This is a genomic window from Xanthomonas sp. 3307 (assembly GCF_014199735.1).
Classification (GTDB): domain Bacteria; phylum Pseudomonadota; class Gammaproteobacteria; order Xanthomonadales; family Xanthomonadaceae; genus Xanthomonas_A; species Xanthomonas_A rydalmerensis.
Map to the genome: position 1 here is coordinate 880,780 of NZ_JACHOG010000001.1, position 18,593 is coordinate 899,372.

At 69.9% G+C, this 18,593-nt stretch carries 15 protein-coding genes, 1 pseudogene and 1 riboswitch; of the genes and pseudogenes, 5 read left to right on the top strand and 11 right to left on the bottom strand.

The window, feature by feature from the left end; translation table 11 throughout:
• Window positions 1-9 precede the first annotated feature (9 nt).
• Genes GGR64_RS03740 through GGR64_RS03750 form a run of 3 tightly spaced genes read right to left on the bottom strand, consistent with a single transcriptional unit; the run spans window position 10 to window position 2,259 of the window.
• On the bottom strand, window positions 10-540 hold the full coding sequence (locus GGR64_RS03740) for a GNAT family protein (RefSeq protein ID WP_160964351.1): 531 nt from the start codon (window positions 538-540) through the stop codon (window positions 10-12).
• 4 nt (window positions 541-544) lie between these two features.
• Window positions 545-958 carry a hypothetical protein gene (locus GGR64_RS03745; RefSeq protein WP_160964350.1) on the bottom strand — a complete coding sequence of 138 codons (414 nt, stop codon included), beginning with the start codon at window positions 956-958 and terminating at the stop codon, window positions 545-547.
• 50 nt (window positions 959-1,008) lie between these two features.
• Window positions 1,009-2,259, bottom strand: coding sequence for a multidrug effflux MFS transporter (locus GGR64_RS03750; RefSeq protein WP_260302729.1), 1,251 nt, complete (start codon window positions 2,257-2,259; stop codon window positions 1,009-1,011).
• A 288-nt stretch (window positions 2,260-2,547) separates the two neighbouring features.
• Window positions 2,548-2,652, top strand: a riboswitch (glycine riboswitch).
• Between the two features lie 102 nt (window positions 2,653-2,754).
• On the opposite strand from GGR64_RS03750, the gene gcvP reads away from it, so the two are divergent.
• Together gcvP and GGR64_RS03760 are read left to right on the top strand one after the other, a co-directional pair.
• The gene (gene gcvP, locus GGR64_RS03755) at window positions 2,755-5,616 is read left to right on the top strand and encodes an aminomethyl-transferring glycine dehydrogenase (RefSeq protein WP_184644005.1); all 2,862 of its coding nucleotides are present in this window, start codon (window positions 2,755-2,757) and stop codon (window positions 5,614-5,616) included.
• A 232-nt stretch (window positions 5,617-5,848) separates the two neighbouring features.
• Complete coding sequence (locus tag GGR64_RS03760; protein ID WP_184448179.1) at window positions 5,849-7,963, top strand: catalase; 2,115 nt, start codon at window positions 5,849-5,851, stop codon at window positions 7,961-7,963.
• 844 nt (window positions 7,964-8,807) lie between these two features.
• Here the strand turns inward: GGR64_RS03760 and GGR64_RS03765 are convergent.
• The 5 genes from GGR64_RS03765 to GGR64_RS03785 all read right to left on the bottom strand — a co-directional run bounded on the left by GGR64_RS03765 (window position 8,808) and on the right by GGR64_RS03785 (window position 13,210).
• Window positions 8,808-9,506 carry a glycosyltransferase family 2 protein gene (locus GGR64_RS03765; protein ID WP_184644007.1) on the bottom strand — a complete coding sequence of 233 codons (699 nt, stop codon included), beginning with the start codon at window positions 9,504-9,506 and terminating at the stop codon, window positions 8,808-8,810.
• Window positions 9,503-10,105, bottom strand: a complete 603-nt coding sequence (locus tag GGR64_RS03770; protein WP_184644009.1) for a class I SAM-dependent methyltransferase — start codon at window positions 10,103-10,105, stop codon at window positions 9,503-9,505. The genes GGR64_RS03765 and GGR64_RS03770 overlap by 4 nt, the downstream gene beginning before the upstream one ends.
• The gene (locus GGR64_RS03775) at window positions 10,102-10,872 is read right to left on the bottom strand and encodes a PIG-L family deacetylase (protein WP_184644010.1); all 771 of its coding nucleotides are present in this window, start codon (window positions 10,870-10,872) and stop codon (window positions 10,102-10,104) included. The genes GGR64_RS03770 and GGR64_RS03775 overlap by 4 nt, the downstream gene beginning before the upstream one ends.
• The gene (locus GGR64_RS03780; protein ID WP_260302837.1) at window positions 10,860-11,831 is read right to left on the bottom strand and encodes an acyl-CoA dehydrogenase; all 972 of its coding nucleotides are present in this window, start codon (window positions 11,829-11,831) and stop codon (window positions 10,860-10,862) included. The genes GGR64_RS03775 and GGR64_RS03780 overlap by 13 nt, the downstream gene beginning before the upstream one ends.
• 215 nt (window positions 11,832-12,046) lie before the next feature.
• Window positions 12,047-13,210, bottom strand: coding sequence for a zinc-dependent alcohol dehydrogenase (locus GGR64_RS03785; RefSeq protein ID WP_184644011.1), 1,164 nt, complete (start codon window positions 13,208-13,210; stop codon window positions 12,047-12,049).
• 154 nt (window positions 13,211-13,364) lie between these two features.
• On the opposite strand from GGR64_RS03785, the gene GGR64_RS03790 reads away from it, so the two are divergent.
• The gene (locus GGR64_RS03790; RefSeq protein ID WP_184644013.1) at window positions 13,365-13,715 is read left to right on the top strand and encodes a nucleotide pyrophosphohydrolase; all 351 of its coding nucleotides are present in this window, start codon (window positions 13,365-13,367) and stop codon (window positions 13,713-13,715) included.
• A gap of 379 nt (window positions 13,716-14,094) precedes the next feature.
• Here the strand turns inward: GGR64_RS03790 and GGR64_RS03795 are convergent.
• From GGR64_RS03795 to GGR64_RS03805, 3 genes and pseudogenes are all read right to left on the bottom strand, one after another.
• Window positions 14,095-14,583 (bottom strand): annotated as a pseudogene (locus GGR64_RS03795) (DUF6496 domain-containing protein); the annotation flags it as partial.
• A 124-nt stretch (window positions 14,584-14,707) separates the two neighbouring features.
• Entirely contained in the window at window positions 14,708-15,280 is a 573-nt protein-coding gene (locus tag GGR64_RS03800; protein WP_184644015.1) for a phosphatase PAP2 family protein, read from the bottom strand.
• A gap of 348 nt (window positions 15,281-15,628) precedes the next feature.
• Entirely contained in the window at window positions 15,629-17,020 is a 1,392-nt protein-coding gene (locus tag GGR64_RS03805; protein ID WP_184644017.1) for a DUF763 domain-containing protein, read from the bottom strand.
• A gap of 177 nt (window positions 17,021-17,197) precedes the next feature.
• On the opposite strand from GGR64_RS03805, the gene GGR64_RS03810 reads away from it, so the two are divergent.
• Complete coding sequence (locus GGR64_RS03810; protein ID WP_184644019.1) at window positions 17,198-17,827, top strand: DUF4291 domain-containing protein; 630 nt, start codon at window positions 17,198-17,200, stop codon at window positions 17,825-17,827.
• 116 nt (window positions 17,828-17,943) lie between these two features.
• Window positions 17,944-18,534 (top strand): hypothetical protein, encoded by a 591-nt coding sequence (locus tag GGR64_RS03815; RefSeq protein WP_184448185.1) that lies wholly within the window; start codon window positions 17,944-17,946, stop codon window positions 18,532-18,534.
• The last annotated feature ends 59 nt before the right edge of the window (window positions 18,535-18,593 follow it).

Consider the following 18,593-nt stretch of genomic DNA (forward strand, 5'->3'; position numbering starts at 1 on the left):
GCCATCAGCTCAGTCGTCGGCCAGCCGCGCCCAGCGCTCGTGGTCGCGCCATATCCCGCCGATGCGCAGGTAGCGCGGCGAATAGCCCTCGTGGCGGAAGCCGGCGCGCTTGGCCAGGGCCAGCGAGCGGGCATTGTCCGGCTGGATGTTGGCCTCCACCCGGTGCAGCCCCAGCTCGCCGAACGCGTAGGCCACGCACAGGCGCAGCGCATGCGTCATCAGTCCGCGGCCTTCGCAGCCGGCCATGGCGTGGTAGCCGAGATAGGCGCTCTGGAAGCAGCCGCCCATCACCTGGCTGAAGGTGAACAGGCCGGCGAGCGCGCCGCTGCTGCGTTCGCGCGCCAGCAGCGCGATGTTGCTGCCGTCCAGGGTCTGCGCGTACCAGGCCTCGAAGCCGGGCACGTCGGTGAACGGATAGCTCCACGGGTGATGCAGGGCGACGCTGGCGCGGTGCGCCTGGACCAGCGCGATGCCGTCGCGGCGCCGCACCCGCGCCAGCGACACGGCCTCCTGCGCAGCCTGGCCGGCACTCTGGCCCATGGGCTCAGGCCGGGGCCGCCGCGCCGCCGTCGTCGCGGCCCATGACCTGGGCATGCCGCGACTTGAACTCGTCGAAACTCAGGCCCTGCGCCTGCGCATCGGCCTGCGCGGCGTCCTTCAGCGCGTCCGAGTACATCAGCCGCACCGGCGTGCCGGCACGCTCGTGCAATTCTGCCGCCTGCATGATCAGCGACAGCACCTGCGCGGCGCTCTCGCTCTGCCCGGCGATGCGCCCGTCCATGCCCAGCACCCACTCGCCGTCGCGGCGCACGATGCCGGCCAGCAGCGTGCGCTGCTGGTCGCGCAGCTCCGCGTGCGGTTCGATGGGCGCGGCCGGCGCGGCGCCCTCGGCGCGGTGGCGCAGGCGCTCGGCCAGCTTCTTGCGCAGATCGCGGCGCTGCTTGGACTCGATGGACATGCGGTTTCCTCAGCGATGACCCGACGACGATAGCCCAACTGCGGCCATGCTCACAGCGGGTCGGCCGGTTCGAGGCGCGGCACCTGTGCATCCGGCCGCGGCAGGCGCTTGCCGCTGCGCCGCTCCCAGCGCCAGAAGCCCCAGCCGAGCAGGAAGAACGTGCCCGAGCCCAGCGCCAGGTGCAGGGCATGGCCACTGAGCAGCGGCGACAGCACGCCGGCCACCAGCACGGTCACCATCAACTGGGTGAAGGCCTGCAGCGACGAGGCCAGCCCGCGCTGGCGCGGATACATGTCCAGCACCGCGAGCGCCAGGATCGGGAAGATCAGCGCGGTGCCCAGGCCCGCGAAGAAGATCGGCAGCACCGCCCACGGCAGCGCGATGGCCGGCGCCAGCGCGGTGTAGGCGATGTTGCCGACCATCGACACGCCGCAGCAGACGAAGCCGAAGCGCACCTGGCGCATCGGCCCCAGCCGCCCGGCCATGCGCCCGGACAGGAACGCGCCCAGGGTCATGCCGCCGATGGTGGGGATGAACAGCCAGGCGAAATCGCGCTCGGTCTTGCCCAGCAGCTCGATCATGAACACCGGCGCCGAAGCGATGTACAGGAACACCCCGCCGAAATTGAACGCACCGGCCGCGGCCAGGCGCTGGAAGCGCGGATTCAGCGCGATGCCGATGTAGTCGCGCAGCAGGGTGCGCGGCGCCAGCGGCGTGCGCGCCTGCGGCGGATGCGTCTCCGGCATCCAGCGCAGGGTGGCGACCAGCAGCAGCGAGGAGAAGCCGACCAGGAACCAGAAGATCGTCGGCCAGCCGCGGCCGCTGCCCAGGATCCAGCCGCCGATGATCGGCGCGATCGCCGGGGCGATGCCGAAGATCATCGACACCTGGCTCATCAGCCGTTGCGCGTCGTCGCCGTGGAACAGATCGCGGATCACCGCCCGGCCGACGATCATGCCGACGCCGGCCGAGACGCCCTGCAGCGCGCGGAACGTCAGCAGCGTCGGCAGGTCCCGCGACAGCGCGCAGCCGGCCGAGGCCAGGATGAACACGATCAGGCCGGCGACGATCACCCGCCGCCGCCCCAACGCGTCGGACAACGGCCCGTGCGCCAGGCCCATCACTGCGTAGGCGAACAGGTACACGCTCACCGTCTGCTGGATCGCCACCGGATCGGCGTGCAGGCGCTGCGCCAGCTGCGGGAACGCCGGGAAGATGGTGTCGATGGAGAACGGGCCGAACATCGCCAGCCCGGCCAGCAACAGGGCCATGCGGCGCGTGGACACGGACGGGAGCGTCATGGGGACATCATCCTGAGAGCCGGTCGCGGCGGCCACAGGGCGGGCGCACACGCGACAGCGCCGTCCGGCATGGACGGGCGCGAGAAAAGGGAGTGCGGCCATGATACGCGCTGCGGCCGCATGCGCGCATCCGCCGCGGCATGCCCATTCAGGCTGGTGTGGGCGCGCGCGGCCCGCCGTGGGGGGCGCCGGCCACGCTATAATCGCCGCGCAGCATGGTGGGAGAAGCGGGGCGACCCGCTGCCGAAGGCGCAAACGCCCGTAATCGCTCAGGCCCGATACCACCCGCACCAAGACTCTGGAGAGACCGGTCAAACCCGGCGCCGAAGGGGCACGAAGCGCAGCGCCAGCCGCCGCTTCCAAACTCTCAGGCAAAAGGACAGAGGGGCATTGGGAGGACGCGCGCTTCCCGTCGGTCGTGCCCGCCACAGCGGCCCGACGACGGCCTTGCGCGCGTCCCCGCCTCCTCGTGCCTTCCTCAGCCGGACGACTGCCATGTCTCACACCTCTTCGCTGCGCGACCTCGAACACCACTCGGCTTTCATCGAGCGCCACATCGGCCCGAACGACGCCGAGATCGCGCACATGCTGCGCACCGTCGGCCACGACTCGCTGGAGGCGATGACCGACGCCATCGTGCCGGGCAACATCAAGTCGGCGGCCGCGCTGGCGCTGCCCGACGCCATCACCGAGGAGGAGGCGCTGGCCAAGATCCGCGCCATCGCCGACAAGAACACGGTATTGCGCAGCTTCATCGGCCAGGGCTACTACGGCACCCACACGCCGAAGGTGATCCTGCGCAACATCCTCGAGAACCCGGCCTGGTACACCGCCTACACCCCGTACCAGGCGGAGATCTCGCAGGGCCGCATGGAAGCGCTGATCAACTTCCAGACCATGTGCGCCGACCTCACCGGCATGGAGATCGCCAACGCCTCGCTGCTGGACGAAGCCACCGCCGCGGCCGAGGCGATGACCCTGGCCAAGCGCTCGGCCAAGTCCAAGTCCGACACCTTCTTCGTGCACGACGCGGTGCATCCGCAGACCCTGGAACTGTTGCGCACCCGCGCCGAGCCGCTGGGCATCGTGCTGCGCGTGGGCACGCCGGAGGAAGCGCTGCAGGCCGAATGCTTCGGCGTGCTGCTGCAGTATCCGGACAGCTTCGGCCACATCGGTGACCACAAGGCCTTGGCCGACGCCGTGCATGCGCAAGGCGGCCTGGTCGCGGTCGCCACCGACCTGCTCGCGCTGACCCTGATCGCCGCGCCCGGCGAATGGGGCGCGGACATCGTCGTCGGCAACTCGCAGCGCTTCGGCGTGCCGTTCGGCTTCGGCGGCCCGCATGCCGCGTTCATGGCCTGCCGCGACGCCTACAAGCGCTCGATGCCGGGCCGCCTGATCGGCGTGTCGATCGACGCCGCCGGCAACCCCGCCTACCGCCTCACCCTGCAGACCCGCGAGCAGCACATCCGCCGCGAGAAGGCCACTTCCAACATCTGCACCGCGCAGGTGCTGCTGGCGGTGATGGCCTCGATGTACGCGGTGTACCACGGCCCCGAGGGCCTGGTGCGCATCGCCCGCCGTACCCACCGCCTGGCCGCGATCCTGGCCGCGGCGCTGCGTGGTGCCGGCGTCGCCGTCGGCGAGCGCTTCTTCGACACCCTGCACGTCACCGGCGTCGACGCCGAGGCCATCCACGCCAAGGCGCGCGCGGCCGGCATCAACCTGCGCGCGATCGACAGCACCGCGCTGGGCATCAGCCTGGACGAGACCGCCACCCGCGCCGACGTGGTCGCGCTGGCGCAGCTGTTCGGCGCGCAGGCCGACGTGGACGCGCTCGATGCCGCCACCGCCGACGCGCTGCCGCCGCAGCTGCTGCGCCACAGCGCGTTCCTGCAGCACCCGGTGTTCAACACCCACCACAGCGAGCACGAACTGCTGCGCTACATGCGCGCGCTGGCCGACAAGGACCTGGCGATGGATCGCACCATGATCCCGCTGGGCAGCTGCACCATGAAGCTCAACGCCACCGCCGAGATGATTCCGGTGACCTGGCCGCAGTTCGGCGCGATCCATCCGCTGGCCCCGGCCGAGCAGAGCGTGGGCTACAAGCAGCTGATCGACGAACTGGAAGCGATGCTGGTGGAGTGCACCGGCTACGACGCGGTCAGCCTGCAGCCGAACTCCGGCGCGCAGGGCGAGTACGCCGGCCTGCTGGCGATCCGCGCCTACCACCGCGCGCGCGGCGAAGGCCATCGCGACATCTGCCTGATCCCCGAATCGGCGCACGGTACCAACCCGGCCTCGGCGCAGATGTGCGGCATGACCGTGGTGGTGACCAAGTGCGACGGCAACGGCAACGTCGACGTCGCCGACATCCGCGCCAAGGCCGAGAAGTATTCCGAGCGCCTGGCCGCGCTGATGATCACCTACCCGTCCACCCACGGCGTGTTCGAGGAAGACGTGGTGGCGATCTGCGAGGCGGTGCACGCGCACGGCGGCCAGGTCTACACCGACGGCGCCAACATGAACGCCCTGGTCGGCCTGGCCAAGCCCGGCAAGTGGGGCTCGGACGTGTCGCATCTGAACCTGCACAAGACCTTCTGCATCCCGCACGGCGGCGGCGGCCCCGGCGTCGGCCCGTGCGCGGTGAAGGCGCATCTGGCGCCGTACCTGCCGCGCACGCTCGGCGGCGACGGCGACGTCGGCATGGTCTCGGCGGCCAGCTTCGGCTCGGCCTCGATCCTGCCGATCAGCTGGATGTACATCACCATGATGGGCAACACCGGGCTGCGCAAGGCCACCCAGGTCGCGCTGCTCAACGCCAACTACATCGCCAAGCGCCTGGCGCCGTACTACAAGACGCTGTACACCGGCCGCAACGGCCTGGTCGCGCACGAGTGCATCCTCGACGTGCGCCCGCTGGAGAAGACCAGCGGCATCGGCGCCGAGGACATCGCCAAGCGCCTGATCGACTTCGGCTTCCACGCGCCGACGCTGAGTTTCCCGGTCGCCGGCACGCTGATGGTGGAGCCGACCGAGAGCGAATCGCAGCATGAGCTGGATCGCTTCATCGACGCGATGATCCAGATCCGCGAGGAAATCGCCGCGATCGAGGACGGCCGCCTGGACCGCGAGGACAATCCGCTCAAGCACGCCCCGCACACCGCTGCGCAGGTGACCGCCAGCGAGTGGACCCACGCCTACCCGCGCGAACTGGCCGCGTTCCCGCTGCCGACGCTGAAGCAGCAGAAGTACTGGCCGCCGGTGGCGCGCGTGGACAACGTGTACGGCGACAAGAACGTGATGTGTGCGTGCATCCCGGTGGATGCGTACAAGGAAGACGCGGTGGTCTGAGCCGCGTCGTCGTTCGACGCTGCATTCGAAACCCGGCCTCGCGCGCGAGGCTGGGTTTTTTTGTGCGCGCGCATCGCGCGCACTGCAGTAGACAAGTGCGTGCCGATGCGGTGCGTTGCACGGCTCGTTCACGCCGCGCCGCCCAGGATCGGGACTTCCGCCGCGCCCGTATCTTCACGCACCGGGCACACCACTGCGACGCCTCTTCTCGCCACGCACCGGAGCACCCCCCATGGCCAGCCGCAAACGCACGCCCAGCGACCCCGCATCGTCCACCGCCCTCGCCTCCACCGCCGCGCCCGCCGACCAGCGCGGCCATGGCGACGAACTGCACCAGCAGGCCGGCGGCACGCATCCGCGGCTCACCACCAACCAGGGCATTCCGGTCGCCGACAACCAGAACTCGCTGCGCGCCACCCCGCGCGGGCCGACGCTGCTGGAAGACTTCATCCTGCGCGAAAAGATCACCCACTTCGACCACGAGCGCATTCCCGAGCGCATCGTGCACGCGCGCGGCAGCGCCGCGCACGGCTATTTCGAACTGACCAAATCGCTGGCCAAGTACACCACCGCCGCGCTGCTCACCGAGGTCGGAGTGAAAACACCGGTGTTCACCCGCTTCTCCACCGTCGCCGGCGGTGCCGGCTCGATGGACACGCCGCGCGACGTGCGCGGTTTCGCGGTCAAGTTCTACACCAAGGAAGGCAACTGGGACCTGGTGGGCAACAACATCCCGGTGTTCTTCATCCAGGATGCGCTGAAGTTCCCCGACCTGATCCATGCGGTGAAGATGGAACCGGACCGCGGCTTCCCGCAGGCCGCCAGCGCGCACGACACGTTCTGGGACTTCGTCTCGCTGATGCCCGAATCGCTGCACATGATCATGTGGGCGATGAGCGACCGCACCATCCCGCGTTCGCTGCGCATGATGGAAGGCTTCGGCATCCACAGCTTCCGCCTGCTCGATGCGGAAGGCCGCAGCACCTTCGTCAAGTTCCACTGGCGGCCCAAGCTCGGCCTGCAGTCCACGATCTGGGACGAGGCGGTGAAGCTGGCCGGCGCCGATTCGGACTTCCACCGCCGCGACCTGTTCGAGGCGATCCAGCGCGGCGACTTCCCGGAATGGGAACTGGGCGTGCAGTTGTTCACCCAGGAACAGGCCGACGGTTTCCCGTTCGACCACCTGGACGCCACCAAGCTGATCCCGGAGGAACTGGTGCCGTTGCAGATCGTCGGGCGCATGGTGCTGGACCGCTGGCCGGACAACTTCTTCGCCGAGACCGAGCAGGTGGCGTACTGCCCGGCCAACATCGTGCCCGGCATCGACTTCTCCAACGACCCGCTGCTACAGGGCCGCCTGTTTTCTTACCTGGACACCCAGCTCAGCCGCCTGGGCGGACCGAACTTCCACCAGTTGCCGATCAACGCGCCGAAGTGTCCGTTCGCCAACATGCAGCGCGACGGCCACATGCAGATGGGCGTGCCCAAGGGCCGCGTCGCCTACGAACCGAGCTCGCTGCAGGCCGACAGCCCGCGCGAGACGGCGCGCGGCTTCGTCAGCCATCGCACGCCGGCCGAGGACGCCGCCAAGGGCCGCATTCGCGCCGAGAGCTTCGCCGATCACTACAGCCAGGCACGGATGTTCTACCGCAGCCAGACGCCGCCGGAACAGGCGCACGTGGCCTCGGCGCTGGTGTTCGAGCTGTCCAAGGTCGACACCGCGCACGTGCGTGCGGCGGTGGTCGGGCATCTGCGCCATGTCGATCCCAAGCTGGCGCAGCGCGTGGCCGACGGCCTGGGCATGGATGGGTTGCCGCCGGCACCGCCCGCCGCGGTCGCGCCGCAGGACCTGCCGCTGTCGCCGGCGCTGCAGTTGATCGGGCGAATGAAGCCCACCCTGCAGGGTCGCGCGATCGGCATCCTGATCGACGAGGGATCCGATGCGAAGGCCGTGCACGAGTTGCGCAAGGCCGCCACCGACGCCGGTGCGGCGGTCAAGATCGTCGCGCCCAAGCTGGGCGGCGCCGTGCTCAGCGACGGCAAGCGCCTGACCGCCGACGGCCAGCTCGCCGGCACGCCCTCGTTCGTGTTCGACGCGGTGGCGGTGGTGCTGTCGGCCGAGGCCGGCAAGCGGCTGAGCAAGGAATCGGCGGCCATCGACTTCGTCAGCAATGCCTTCGCCCACCTCAAGGCGATAGCCGCCGACGCTGGCGCGCAGCCGCTGCTGAAGGCCGGCAATGTGCAGAAGGATGCCGGGGTGGTCGAGGCCAGCGACAGCAAGGGCTTCATCAACGCCGCCAAGACCCGGCAGTGGAGCCGCGAGCCGAAGCTGCGCCTGCTGGCCTGAGCGACGCGGCGGTTTCCGCCATGGCGCCCGCACGGCGCGGCGCCATGGCAATGATCGCGACCCGGCCGGGTCGCGGGTGGCACGCGCCAGCCCGCGAACCGGTGCACCACGATGGCCGCGAGCCGAGACCTGGGCACGCAGGGGATGCCATCGCTCCGTTTCGCCACGCCTCAACGGATGGTCGCGCGCCAGCGCATGTTCCTGGGTTGCCATCCGCACAGGCGACCGGCATGACGACGACAAGATCCGGTCCGCATTCACCGTGGCCGTTCACGTCCGGATGCGCTCAACCAGGGGTCCGAAACAGGCCATCCGGGCCGGCCCAATGGCGACCCGAACATGGCCTGGTCAATTTTTCGCCACCCCTCTTGACACTGTTGTGTCACGGGCCGGCATCGGCCTTATCCACAACCTTATGCAGAAGTCATCCACACCCCCTGTGGACAAGGGGCCGATGGCGCCCTCACCCGACCAGAACAACTAAGTTATTGATTGCTGGTCAAAAAGCCTGTCGAAGACTTGACAAGAAGCTGGCAAACCACTCCAGCACAGCCTGCCGGCGCCAGGCCCGAAGAAAACTTATCCCGAACCTCGAGGCGACGTGTCTACAAAGACGCAAGGTGAAGGAGACGTGAAAACTTCACCCGTTCGCGACGGACGGTTGGCGCCGCCGGCGAGAGCCCTCTGTGACCGTGCCTGGCGCGGCTTTCCGACCGGCAGCATCGGGCTGTGCATGCTGCACTGCGCCACGCTCAGGCAGCGGGTCAGCCCTTGCCGAGCTGGAGTCGCCGGGGCCTTTGCAAGCGCCCAGATGGCACAGGCGCCCGACGCGGCGTTCCAACGCTCAGGCCAGGGCGTCGCCGTCGACCACGGGCAGCAAGGACTCGGCCAAACGGCGCTCCATCTGTTTGAGGTAGTCGCTGAAGCCGCCGCATGCGCGCGCCACGCGGCGCGCGCTGGTGGTCACCACCGGTTGCGCGCGCCGCGCGATCCGCGCCTGCACGCGTACCATCGCCTCCACCAATGCCACGTCCTCGTGCGCCGCCAGCGGCAGGAAGCCACCGCATCGCCGATACAGCTCGGCGCTGAGGCCGAGGTTGGCGCCATGCACGTGCGGATGGTCGTCGTGACGGCATTCGCCGGCCAGGTAGGCATCGCGCAAGCGCGTGCCGTAATCATCCCAGTCGATGACCGTGACGATGCCGCAGAACGCGTCGCTGGCGCACTCCAACTGCGCCGACAGCCAGTTCGCCGGCACCACGGAGTCGGCGTCGGTGCAGGCCAGCCAGCGCGCGCCGGCGGCCAGCGCCGCCTGCGCCGCCGCCGCGCGGGCGCTGCCGACGTTGCCGGTCTGCAGCGCAATGGCGTGCGCCCCATGCGCGGCGACGATATCGGCGGTGCCATCGCTGCAGCGGTCCAGGGCGACGAACACCTGCACCGCCTCGCCGCGCAGACCCGCGCATTGCGCCGCGAGCGCCACCGAGCGCAGGCACGCCCCGATCAGTTGTTCCTCGTCGTGCGCCGGAATCAGCACCGCGATCATCGCAACTGCTCCGCTGCGGCCACCGAGTATGGCGTGGCGCTCCAGGCCTCGAGCAGCACGTCGTCGTCCTCGTAGCGCAACAGCCGCGGCAACCCAAGCGTCTGGGCCAGGCAGGCATGCACGGCACGGCCATCCATGCAGGCCTGGTCAAACGCATGCAGCCAGTGACAGGCGACCAGCACGCCCTGCTCGCTCAGCGAAGCGGCCAAGCGCCGGGCGCACTCCTGCAACCGCGGCAACGGCAGGTAGTAACCGACCTCGCTGAACACGATCAGGTCGAAACGGCCCGCTGGCCAACTACGCGGATGCTCGGCCTGGCGCACCTGCACATGCGCCGCACTGGCGTTGCGCTGGCTGGCCAGGGCCACCGCGCGCTCGGACAGGTCGGTGGCCAGCAACGCATCGCAGCGCGGCGCCAGGGCCGCGGTCAACTCGCCATTGGAGCACCCCAGTTCCCAGGCACGCGCGAAGCGCGCGCGCGGCAGGCTGGCCAGCAACAGGGCGCGCTTGCGCGCTTCGTACCAGCGCTCGCGATAGCCGAACGGATCCTCGTCGCGGTAGAGGGCACCGAAATATTCCTGGACCGGGACCGAGCTCATGCGACAAACACCTCGAAGCGGCGAGCGAAACGTTGCAGGACCTGCGGCGGCAGGATCGGCGCCGGCACCGGCGGGTGTGCGGTGCCCAGTTGCGAGGCGAAGCAGTGCAGCGCCCGTTGCTTGGCCTGCCAGTCGGCATCGCGCAGGGCGTAGCGGACCGCACCGCGCAAGGCCTGCGGCACAGCAGCGTCGGCCTGCAGCCAGTGCCAGGCCCACACCGGGAACTCGACCGTGCGCGCCGCGCTGGCGGCGACCGCATGCCGCACAGCGCGCGCGCTGGCCTCGTGGTCGGGATGGCCATCGTGGCGCCAGGTGGTCAGCACCAGATCGTCCGCCTGCAGGTGCGCCTGCAAGCGTTCGCTCAATACCGCCTCACCCTGGCCGACCTCGCCGTCGGCCAGGCCCAGATGGTGGATCGCGGCGGGATCGACGCCCAGGCAATGCGCGGCCGCGGCCAGCTCGGCGCGGCGCACCGTGCGCAGGCGCTGCGGCGTCCAGTAGGGGTGGTGCGGATAGCAGGCCTCGCCGTCGGTCACCGCCACCAGGTGCACTGGCATCCCCATGCGGCGCGCGCAGGCGATCGCGCCGCCGCAGCCCAGCGCTTCGTCGTCCGGATGCGGCGACACCACCACCAGCCGCGCGGCTCCCGCGATCAGCGCTTCGATCGGACGCTGCGGCAACGCGGCCAGCCAGGGCGAGCGCTGCCACGCCGATTCCGGCGTGCCATCGCCATGGATCTGCGGCCGTGCGGCGCTCACAGCCGCCATGGCTGCACCTGCTCGCCCAATGCCTGGCCCAATGCGGCCCAATCATGCTCGGCATGGCTCTGCCGCACGAACACCGCAAGGTCGGCGCAGCGCATCGCATGTTCGCGGTCGCTGCACAGCGGACCCGGGCCAAGCGCGCGGCCGACGCGATCGAGCACCTCGGTGGCGGCACGCTCCACGAACGAACGCAGCCGGATCACCGCATGCCGATGCGCCTGGTCGGGCGCGGCGTCGATGGCGGCAGCCAGTTCGCGCAACAGCGCGCGCGCCGCGCCGAGGTGCTGGTCGATCACGCCCAGGTGCATCGCCGCATGCGCATCGCGCTGCAGTTTGGAATGCGCGCGCAGGCGCTCGGCTATCGCGCACGCGGCACCGTACCAGCAGGCGGCGATGCCGGCACCGCCATGCCAGAACCCGGGACGCTGCAGGTACTGACCTGGCGCGCCGACCGCGACCGCCGGCACCGCATCAAACGTCACCGGGCCGCTGACCACACGGGCCATGCCGACGGCAGCCCAGGCCTGCGTGTCGATGGCGATGCCGGGCTGGCGCAACTGCACCTGCACCAACTGCTGCCGTTCTGCGTCATGCGCGGTGAGCAACGCCTGATCGACGATGCCGGCACCGGAACACCACGCCTTGCGGCCAAGGACCTCGCCGCGTCGCGCGTCGCCGCGGTACGCCAGACGCGCGTCCGGCGCTTCCGCGGCCCACACGGCAAACAATTGTCCGGACGGCGGCGCCGGCGCGCCGAGTTCGGCCAGGATCGCGAGCGCGTCGTAATGCGCTTCCAGCACCTTGGCCAGGCACACGTCGGCCGCGGCGATCTCGGCGAGGGTGCGCCAGCGGTCCAAGGTGTCGCCCGCGCCAGGCAGCGGCAAGTGTGGATGGCGCGCGAGGACGTGCAAGGCAGCGCCGCGCAGGTCGTCGGCGTCACCGAGGGCAGTGGGGGAAAGCAGTTCGGTCAAGCGAATCCTCTGTACGAAGGCGCCACGCAGCGTCGGCGGTGGCCGCAGCGCAAAGCGCCCGAGATGAAGCCGCGTGCAATCACAGCAGACCGCCTGCGCAGCCAGCGTGTGTTCACCGCGCGGCGGCGTGCACACGCATGAAGCGTTCACCACAGCACGGTGCCATCGCCCCCAGCGATGCGCGGAGGCGATGGCGCTGCGCGGGCCTACGGCGTCAGGATCACCTTGCGGCAGTCCTGCTCCTTCTTGTCGAAGATGGAATAGCCCTGCGCCGCCTCGGCCAGGCTGAGGCGATGGGTGATGATCTCGTTCGGGCGCAGCCGGCCCTCGCCGATGTGTTCCAGCAGTTCCGGCATGAAGCGCTGCACGTGGGTCTGGCCCATCTTGAAGCTCAGCCCCTTGTCGAAGGCGTCGCCGAACAGGAAGCCGTGGATGAAGCCGGCGTACACGCCGGGTACGCTGACGGTGCCGCCCCGGCGGGTGGCGGCGATGCATTGGCGCAGCGCGGTGCCGCTGCTGCCTTCCAGCTTCAGCGTGGCCATCACCGTCTCCACCGTGCTGCCCTTGGCCTCGAAGCCCACCGCGTCGATGCTGGCATCCACGCCGCGGCCGTCGGTCTGGCCGACGATAATGTCGGCCGGATCGTCCACTTCCTCGAAGTTCAGCGGGATCACGCCGTAGGTGCGCTGGGCGAAGTCCAGCCGGTACGGATAGCGATCGACCATGAAGATGCGCTCGGCGCCGAGCATGCGGCAGCAGGCCGCGGTCATCAGCCCGACCGGGCCGGCGCCGAAGATCGCCACCGTGCTGCCCTGGCGCACGCCCGCATTGACTGCGGCCTGGTAGCCGGTGGGCAGGATGTCGGAAAGGAACAGCACCTGCTCGTCGTGCAGCACGTCCGGCACCACCAGCGGGCCGACATTGGCCTTGGGCACGCGCACGTACTCGGCCTGGCCGCCGGCGACGCCGCCGTACAGATGGCTATAGCCGAACAGCGCGGCCGGCGGCCGGATGCCTTTCTGGTTCAGCGCCGCGCCCTTGCCGGTGTTGGTCGTCTCGCAAGCGGCGTACTCGGTGAGCCGGCAATGGAAGCACTCGCCGCAGGCGATCACGAACGGGATCACCACGCGGTCCCCCTTCTTCACCCGCTGCACGTCCGGGCCGACCTCCTCGACCACGCCCATGAACTCGTGCCCGAGCACGTCGCCGGTGTGCAGGTCGGGGATCTTGCCGCGGTACAGATGCAGGTCCGAGCCGCAGATCGCGGTGGCGGTGACGCGCAAAATGATGTCGTCGGTCTCCACCAGCACCGGGTCGGAAACGGTTTCCACGCGCACATCCCGGGTGCCGTGATAGGTCAGAGCTTGCATGGGCATTTCCTTTCGTCTGCGAACACGTCCCGCAGTGTCGCTGCCGAGGCCGTGCATCGTCGGTGACCATGCCGTGAGTCCGACGTCGCGACCGCCGCGCATGCACGTACGGCGGCTGCTTTACCATGCGCCATCCCCACTGCGAGCCGATGCCATGCCCGACAGCCTCCACGACCTGCAGGCCGCCCAGCGCTCCTTCGCCGACGCCCGCGACTGGGGTCAGTTCCACAGTCCGCGCAATCTCGCCGCAGCGCTGTCGGTGGAAGCAGCGGAACTGCTGGAACATTTCCAATGGCTGGACGATGCGCAGAGCAAGCAACTGTCTGCAGAAAAAAAGCAGCAGGTCGGCAGCGAGATCGCCGACGTGCTGCTGTACCTGGTGCAGTTGTGCGACAAGCTGGACATCGACCCGATCGAGGCCGCGCAGCGCAAGATGCTGGCCAATGCCGCCAAGTATCCGGTGGAGCTGGCCAAGGGCCGCATCACCAAGTACACCGAGCTGTAAGACATACAGCTAGCCGCGCGGGTCGCGGAGGCGCCAAACGCGCGGCGGCGGCATGCGCCGCCGCGTCATGGGACTGCTAGCTGCCCGAGCGCGAACTGCGCTTGCGCGCCGACGAGGTCTTGTTTGCGCGCTTGCTCGTCGTGCGCTTGCTGGCGGCGCTCTTCTTCGCTGGCGTCTTGCTGGCGGCCGACGTTCTCGCCGTCGACTTTTTCGACGCTGTCTTCCTGGATGCCGTCTTCTTCGTCGCAGCCTTCTTTGCCGAAGCAGTCTTGCTCGCCGCCTTCTTGCTCGCGGCCTTCTTGGCCGTCGTCTTCCTGGCCGAGGCGGTCTTCGCCGTACCCTTCTTCGTTGCGGAGGTGTGCGTACCGGCTTGTTTGGCTCGGGTTTGCGCGGCCTTCTTGGCCGCGGTCTTGCGCACCGTCGCGCCCTTGGTCTGCGCCGCCTTCTTCGCTGCGGCCGAGCGGCTGCTGGCACTGCGCTTCTTCGCCGCGCGCTTGGTCTGCGTCGACAGCGCCTCGCTGCCTACGGTCTTGCGCGCGGTCGTGCCCTTGCTGGCGGTCTTGAGCGCCTTCTTGGCACCGCGCGAGCGCGTCGGCGAAGGCTTGCCCTGCCTGCCGCCCTTGGCCTCTTCCTGTGCCACCTTCTTCTTGGTGTCTTTCGACGCGGTCTTCGACGCGCCGGTCTTGACCCCGGCGCGGCGCGCCTTGGACAGGCCGATGGCGATCGCCTGCTTGGTCGACTTCACTTGGGTCTTGCCGGCGCGCACGCGATCGATTTCCTCGCGCACGAATTCGCCGGCCTGGGTGGTGCCCGCCTTGCCTTCGCGCTTGGCGCGACGCGCGCGGGTGGTGGTGGATTGCTCCGGCATCGAGACGTCTCCTGAACGCGGCCACGGCGGCCATCGGCTTCGGGTGTAGCAACGCACAGGTAAAGAGCAGGCATACGACAGGCGAAGCGCGCGTGCATGTACGTGCACGCAGACGAATGTGCGATCAGCCGTCGCGACCGCACAGCGCCGGCGAATAGGTCTGGATGGCGTGCTGGATCGGCGCATGGCGTCCGTACATCAGCACGCCGACCAGGGCGACAGACAAGATCGCATACATGCGCAGGCGAGCAGGCAACTGCGGCGCGCCGCGCCACTGCAGGTAGCAAGCCGTCGTCGCGGCACCGACGACCACGCCGGCCGCGACCTCGGACAGGCTATGCGCACGTGCGTAGACGCGGGCAATGGCGATCACGCTGGCGATGGCGAATCCGCAGGCCACCGCCAGGCGCGGCCGCGGGCGGGCGCGCAGGCACAGCATGCAGGCCATCGGCCACACGCAGGCGGCGAGCATGGTGTGCCCACTGATCACCCGGAACTGCAGCGCGCGCAGCTCCACGCCGCAGCCGGCATAGAGAATCTTGGTCACCCCCACCAGGGCCGCGGCGGTCGCCACCAGGCCCAGCCAGGTGCCGGCGGCGCGCCAACCGCCGCTGCCCAGCGCCAGCCACAGGGCGCAGACGAGCGCCAGCGGCAGCGTCATCGCTGCGTCGCCGAAATTGCTGATGGCAGACCACATACTGGGGAAAACGTCCTTCGGCGTACGCGTCGTTGGGGCCACCGACGCAGCGCGCCGTGGCCGCCATGATACGGGCGATCGCTGGAACCGGAGGATCGTGGTGCGCAGCGCACGACGGAGGCACAAGCGCGGCCACTGATCCAGCCGCCGCCCTGCGCGTGCCGGCAGTCCCTAAGCCCCTCGTAGGAGCGGCTTCAGCCGCGACGGGCTTTACCGGGAACGCCCATCGCGGCTGAAGCCGCTCCTACAGAACACGTCCCGCCATCATCAGAGGCGCCCTGTCGCCGCTGCTGCACGGCACCCTGGATCCGTTCGCGTACGGCGCAAGCAACCCGCCGCACGCGCCTCTCAGCTCGCGTGTGCGGCGCGCCTCTCCGCCACGGCCTCCGGCGCCGGTGCCGGCTCCCAGCCGAACACGCTACGCCCACCGTAGGCGTGCGATTGCGCACGCTCCTCGGCGATGTAGTCCTCCACCGACGGACCACGCGCGGTCGGCTCGAGCAAGCGGGCCTGCACGTCCAGGCGGCGGATCGCCTCCAGCTTCTCCTCGCGCCCCAGCTTGGCCTGCGCCACCGCGGTCTTGAGCACGCCGATGGTGTGGTCGTAGACCCGCGTGGGCACCGGGAACGGATGCCGGTCCTTGCCGCCATGGGCCAGTGAGAACCGCGCCGGATCGCTGAAGCGGCACGGCGTGCCGTGCAGCACCTCGGCCACCAGAGCCAGCGCGCGCACCGTACGTGCGCCGACACCCGGCACCTGCAGCAGATCGGCGAAATCGCGCGGTCCGCATTCGGCGGCAGCGGCCAGCGCGCCATGCAGCCGCCGCACCACGACGTCGCTGCCGCGCACATCATGGTGGTCGGGCAGCGACAGATGCGGCAGGTCGGCCGGCCGGCGTTCCGGCGCCACCGCGGGCGCAGGCGCGAACAGGTCGCCGGTCTCGGCGAACAGCGCATCGGCCGGCAACGCAGTGTCGGACCGCCGCTGCGCGGCGCGCGCCGGCGCTGCGGCAACTGGCGCCGACGGCTGCGCCGCCTCCAGCGCAGCGTATTCGCGGGCGATGCGCTCCGGCGCCAGCGTCTGCAGCAGGTCCACCTGCGCCGCACGCGCGGCGGCGGCGCGATGATCGGCGAGATTGACGATGCGGCCCTGCCGCGGGCCGTCGATCGCCGCATGCGGCGCATCGACGAAGCTGCTCAGGCCTTCCGACAGCCAGTGGTAGCGGCGCGCCTGCTTGCGCGCGCCGTGCATGCCCTGCTGCACCACCACCCAGCGCCCGTCGTCGCTGACGATGAAGCCATGCAGGTACAGGTCGAAGCCGTCCTGCACCGCGGCGCTGTCGACCTTGGCCACCAGGCGGCTGACGCGCGCCAGTTCCGCGCCGTCCAGACCGGTCCGCTCGCCCACCACCTGCAGTTCGTCCGGCGTGGCCCGCGAATGCCGCCCACGGCCGCCGCACACATGGATGCCCAGTTCGCCGGACAGCGGCGCCAGGCCGCGCTTGAGCGCGCCGAGCACACTGGTGGTGATGCCGGAGGAATGCCAGTCCATGCCCATCACCGCGCCCAGCGACTGGAACCAGAACGGATGCGCCAGGCGCCGCAGCAATTCGTCGCGGCCATAGCTGTGAACGATGGCCTCGCACATCACCGCGCCGAGCCGGGTCATGCGCGCGCCCAGCCAGTGCGGCACGCGGCCGCCGTGCAGGGGCAGATCGGCGCTGCCGGAACGTCGGCTCATGGGGGCTCCGGGGAGTGGGACGCACCAGGGTAGCCAGTGCCGGTCTCAGCGCGCGAGCCTGGAGGCGAGCGCAGGCTGAGTGATTCAGTGCACGCACACGCGAACGCAGCCAACCGACACGGGGGAGACGCGGCAGCAGATCGACGACGGTGTTGCGACGACGTAGACTGCGCACGGATGCATTCCGTTCCCTACGCTGCCTTGCAGCCCACTTGGCCCCGCCAGGGCCGTCACATCCTGGCGCGCTTCGACGCCGATGCGATCGATGTCTACCAGGCCTACCGCCCCGCAATCGCGCAGTTCGCGGTGGCCCATCAACGCTTCGGCGGCGAGTTCAGCTACGAGCGGATGAGCTGGATCAAGCCGAACTTCCTGTGGATGATGTATCGCGCCGGTTGGGCGCAGAAGCAAGGGCAGGAGCGGATCCTGGCGATCCGGCTGCCGCGCGTCTTCTTCGACGACCTGCTGCGTGCCGCGGTCCCGTCGACGTTCGATCCGGTGCGCTTCGCCAGTCATGCCGCGTGGAAGGACGCGGTCCAGCAGTCCGACGTGCGCCTGCAGTGGGACCCGGACCACGCGCCCGACGGCAGCGCGCTGCCGCGTCGCGCACTGCAACTGGGGCTGCGCGGCCAGGCGCTGCGCCAGTACGGCGAACGGCAGGCCATCTCGATCACCGACATCACCGATTTCGTGCACGCGCAGGCGGCGAACCTGCGGCACGGCGAGGCGGCGCTGCAGGTCCCGCACGAGCGGGTCTACGTCCCGCCGGCCAGCGCGGCGCGGAACGTCGGGCTGGACGACCAGTAGCCGCCGTCGGCCGCAGCGCCGCACGCGAGCAGGCTCTCCCGGCGCGTCGTCACACACACGGCGCGCGACACGCACCGGGCATACTGCGCCTCAGGTCGACTGCCCAAACACGCCCGATGTCCTACGCCACCCTCCACACGCTGCTCGCCCCCTGGGGCGAACTGCGTCCGCAACCCGCATCCGACTGGCAGGGCACGTTGCCGCTGCCGCAGGCGCTCGCCGACTTCTATGCGCAGGTGGGGCCATGGGGCGAAACCCGCGACGCCGCGGTCGGCCCGACCGGCCTGTCGCTGCAACTCGGCGGCAACCCGCTCGACATTCCGCCGTTGTGCAAGCTGTGGGCACTGCAGGCCGGCTATCGCTGGAACGCGATCGACGGCAAGCCCATTGCCGCTTGGCGCGATCACTGGCTGGTGATCGCGGACCAGGGCGCGGATCCGGTCATCCTCGATACCGTCAGCAATGACGTCCTGTTCGCATTCCACGGGGCAGGCGCCTGGAGGCCCCGACCGCTGGCCGCCAGCCTGGAGATCGCATTCGGCGGCCTGGCCACCATGGCCAACACCATGGCCGACCTCGGCGATGCCGCGTTCGACGACAGCGACGAACTGCGCGCCACGGCCCGCAGCGCGGTCGCCGCGGCGCTGGCCGCCTATCTGGGCAGCACTCTCGAGGCCACGCGCTTTCTGGAAACGCTGGAGTGGTAGCGGGCTGAGCACGCCAACGGGCGAACCCGGCCGGTTCGACCTGCGGGTGGCGCCTGCGG

What these genes read in the sequence shown, in the direction of transcription:
- GGR64_RS03805 (WP_184644017.1), bottom strand. Translation starts at nt 17,020, where the DNA reads ATGAGCCGACGTTCCGGCAGCGCCGATCTGCCCCTGCACGGCGGCCGC.
- GGR64_RS03785 (WP_184644011.1), bottom strand. Translation starts at nt 13,210, where the DNA reads ATGCAAGCTCTGACCTATCACGGCACCCGGGATGTGCGCGTGGAAACC.
- GGR64_RS03740 (WP_160964351.1), bottom strand. Translation starts at nt 540, where the DNA reads ATGGGCCAGAGTGCCGGCCAGGCTGCGCAGGAGGCCGTGTCGCTGGCG.
- GGR64_RS03815 (WP_184448185.1), top strand. Translation starts at nt 17,944, where the DNA reads ATGTCCTACGCCACCCTCCACACGCTGCTCGCCCCCTGGGGCGAACTG.
- GGR64_RS03790 (WP_184644013.1), top strand. Translation starts at nt 13,365, where the DNA reads ATGCCCGACAGCCTCCACGACCTGCAGGCCGCCCAGCGCTCCTTCGCC.
- GGR64_RS03810 (WP_184644019.1), top strand. Translation starts at nt 17,198, where the DNA reads ATGCATTCCGTTCCCTACGCTGCCTTGCAGCCCACTTGGCCCCGCCAG.
- GGR64_RS03765 (WP_184644007.1), bottom strand. Translation starts at nt 9,506, where the DNA reads ATGATCGCGGTGCTGATTCCGGCGCACGACGAGGAACAACTGATCGGG.
- GGR64_RS03770 (WP_184644009.1), bottom strand. Translation starts at nt 10,105, where the DNA reads ATGAGCTCGGTCCCGGTCCAGGAATATTTCGGTGCCCTCTACCGCGAC.
- GGR64_RS03800 (WP_184644015.1), bottom strand. Translation starts at nt 15,280, where the DNA reads ATGTGGTCTGCCATCAGCAATTTCGGCGACGCAGCGATGACGCTGCCG.
- GGR64_RS03775 (WP_184644010.1), bottom strand. Translation starts at nt 10,872, where the DNA reads ATGGCGGCTGTGAGCGCCGCACGGCCGCAGATCCATGGCGATGGCACG.
- GGR64_RS03760 (WP_184448179.1), top strand. Translation starts at nt 5,849, where the DNA reads ATGGCCAGCCGCAAACGCACGCCCAGCGACCCCGCATCGTCCACCGCC.
- GGR64_RS03745 (WP_160964350.1), bottom strand. Translation starts at nt 958, where the DNA reads ATGTCCATCGAGTCCAAGCAGCGCCGCGATCTGCGCAAGAAGCTGGCC.
- GGR64_RS03750 (WP_260302729.1), bottom strand. Translation starts at nt 2,259, where the DNA reads ATGACGCTCCCGTCCGTGTCCACGCGCCGCATGGCCCTGTTGCTGGCC.
- gcvP (WP_184644005.1), top strand. Translation starts at nt 2,755, where the DNA reads ATGTCTCACACCTCTTCGCTGCGCGACCTCGAACACCACTCGGCTTTC.